Annotated in this window: 1 tRNA gene and 2 rRNA genes (1 of these 3 cut by a window edge); all 3 read right to left on the bottom strand. The window is 50.9% G+C overall.

What is annotated here, in order from left to right:
* Positions 1–922 (bottom strand): 23S ribosomal RNA (locus D8785_RS09665) (it extends 1,979 nt beyond the left edge of the window).
* 127 nt (positions 923–1,049) lie between these two features.
* Positions 1,050–1,122, bottom strand: a tRNA-Ala gene (locus tag D8785_RS09660).
* A 53-nt stretch (positions 1,123–1,175) separates the two neighbouring features.
* Positions 1,176–2,500: ribosomal RNA gene (locus tag D8785_RS09655) — 16S ribosomal RNA — on the bottom strand; the annotation flags it as partial.

Here is a 2,500-nt window from a genome sequence, read left to right as displayed (position 1 = left end):
GGATGGACCCCTCACCCAAACAGTGCTCTACCTCCAAGAATCTTTATGTCGACGCTAGCCCTAAAGCTATTTCGGAGAGAACCAGCTATCTCCAAGTTCGTTTGGAATTTCTCCGCTACCCACAAGTCATCCAAGCACTTTTCAACGTGCCCTGGTTCGGTCCTCCAGTGCGTTTTACCGCACCTTCAACCTGCTCATGGGTAGGTCACATGGTTTCGGGTCTACGACATAATACTAANGCGCCCTATTCAGACTCGGTTTCCCTACGGCTCCGTCTCTTCAACTTAACCTCGCATCATATCGTAACTCGCCGGTTCATTCTACAAAAGGCACGCTCTCACCCATTAACGGGCTCGAACTTGTTGTAGGCACACGGTTTCAGGTTCTATTTCACTCCCCTCCCGGGGTGCTTTTCACCTTTCCCTCACGGTACTGGTTCACTATCGGTCACTAGGGAGTATTTAGGGTTGGGAGATGGTCCTCCCAGATTCCGACGAGATTCCACGTGTCTCGCCGTACTCAGGATACTGCTAGGTATAAAGACTATTTTAAATACNAGGCTATTACTCTCTTTGGCCTACCTTCCCAGGTAGTTCTTCTATAATCTTTAAGTCCACATTGCAGTCCTACAACCCCGAAGAGTAAACTCTTCGGTTTGCCCTCCTGCCGTTTCGCTCGCCGCTACTAAGGCAATCGCTTTTGCTTTCTCTTCCTGCAGCTACTTAGATGTTTCAGTTCACTGCGTCTTCCTCCTCATATCCTTAACAGATATGGGTAACAGGTATCACCTGCTGGGTTCCCCCATTCGGACATCCCCGGATCAGCGCTTACTTACAGCTCCCCGAGGCATTTCGTCGTTTGTCACGTCCTTCTTCGGCTCCTAGTGCCAAGGCATCCACCGTGCGCCCTTATTAACTTAACCTTATTAACCTAATTTCTTAAAATTAGAAAACTCATTAAATATTCACAGCGNTTTCGGTTTATTTTCTTGTTACTATTTGATATAGATATTCAATTTTCAATGTTCATCCTTGGTGATCTCTCACCAATGGAGCCTAGCGGGATCGAACCGCTGACCTCCTGCGTGCAAAGCAGGCGCTCTCCCAGCTGAGCTAAGGCCCCACAAGACCTCTCAAAACTAAACAAGACGAACGTGCAGGTTTCCTTATCCTTAGAAAGGAGGTGATCCAGCCGCACCTTCCGATACGGCTACCTTGTTACGACTTCACCCCAATCATCTATCCCACCTTAGGCGGCTGGCTCCTAAAAGGTTACCTCACCGACTTCGGGTGTTACAAACTCTCGTGGTGTGACGGGCGGTGTGTACAAGGCCCGGGAACGTATTCACCGCGGCGTGCTGATCCGCGATTACTAGCGATTCCGACTTCATGTAGGCGAGTTGCAGCCTACAATCCGAACTGAGACTGGCTTTAAGAGATTAGCTTGCCGTCACCGACTTGCGACTCGTTGTACCAGCCATTGTAGCACGTGTGTAGCCCAGGTCATAAGGGGCATGATGATTTGACGTCATCCCCACCTTCCTCCGGTTTATTACCGGCAGTCTCGCTAGAGTGCCCAACTNAATGATGGCAACTAACAATAGGGGTTGCGCTCGTTGCGGGACTTAACCCAACATCTCACGACACGAGCTGACGACAACCATGCACCACCTGTCACCTCTGTCCCGAAGGAAAACTCTATCTCTAGAGCGGTCAGAGGGATGTCAAGACCTGGTAAGGTTCTTCGCGTTGCTTCGAATTAAACCACATGCTCCACCGCTTGTGCGGGCCCCCGTCAATTCCTTTGAGTTTCAACCTTGCGGTCGTACTCCCCAGGCGGAGTGCTTAATGCGTTAGCTGCGGCACTGAGTCCCGGAAAGGACCCAACACCTAGCACTCATCGTTTACGGCGTGGACTACCAGGGTATCTAATCCTGTTTGCTCCCCACGCTTTCGAGCCTCAGCGTCAGTTACAGACCAGAGAGCCGCTTTCGCCACCGGTGTTCCTCCATATATCTACGCATTTCACCGCTACACATGGAATTCCACTCTCCCCTTCTGCACTCAAGTTAAACAGTTTCCAAAGCGTACTATGGTTAAGCCACAGCCTTTAACTTCAGACTTATCTAACCGCCTGCGCTCGCTTTACGCCCAATAAATCCGGATAACGCTCGGGACCTACGTATTACCGCGGCTGCTGGCACGTAGTTAGCCGTCCCTTTCTGGTAAGATACCGTCACAGTGTGAACTTTCCACTCTCACACTCGTTCTTCTCTTACAACAGAGCTTTACGATCCGAAAACCTTCTTCACTCACGCGGCGTTGCTCGGTCAGACTTCCGTCCATTGCCGAAGATTCCCTACTGCTGCCTCCCGTAGGAGTCTGGGCCGTGTCTCAGTCCCAGTGTGGCCGATCACCCTCTCAGGTCGGCTATGTATCGTCGCCTTGGTGAGCCGTTACCTCACCAACTAGCTAATACAACGCAGGTCCATCTGGTAGTG

Origin of the sequence: Streptococcus australis, from assembly GCF_003943615.1 — a bacterium.
GTDB lineage: Bacteria > Bacillota > Bacilli > Lactobacillales > Streptococcaceae > Streptococcus > Streptococcus australis_C.
The sequence above is the reverse complement of the archived record's forward strand: the minus strand, read 5'-3'. Positions and strand labels throughout refer to the sequence as shown.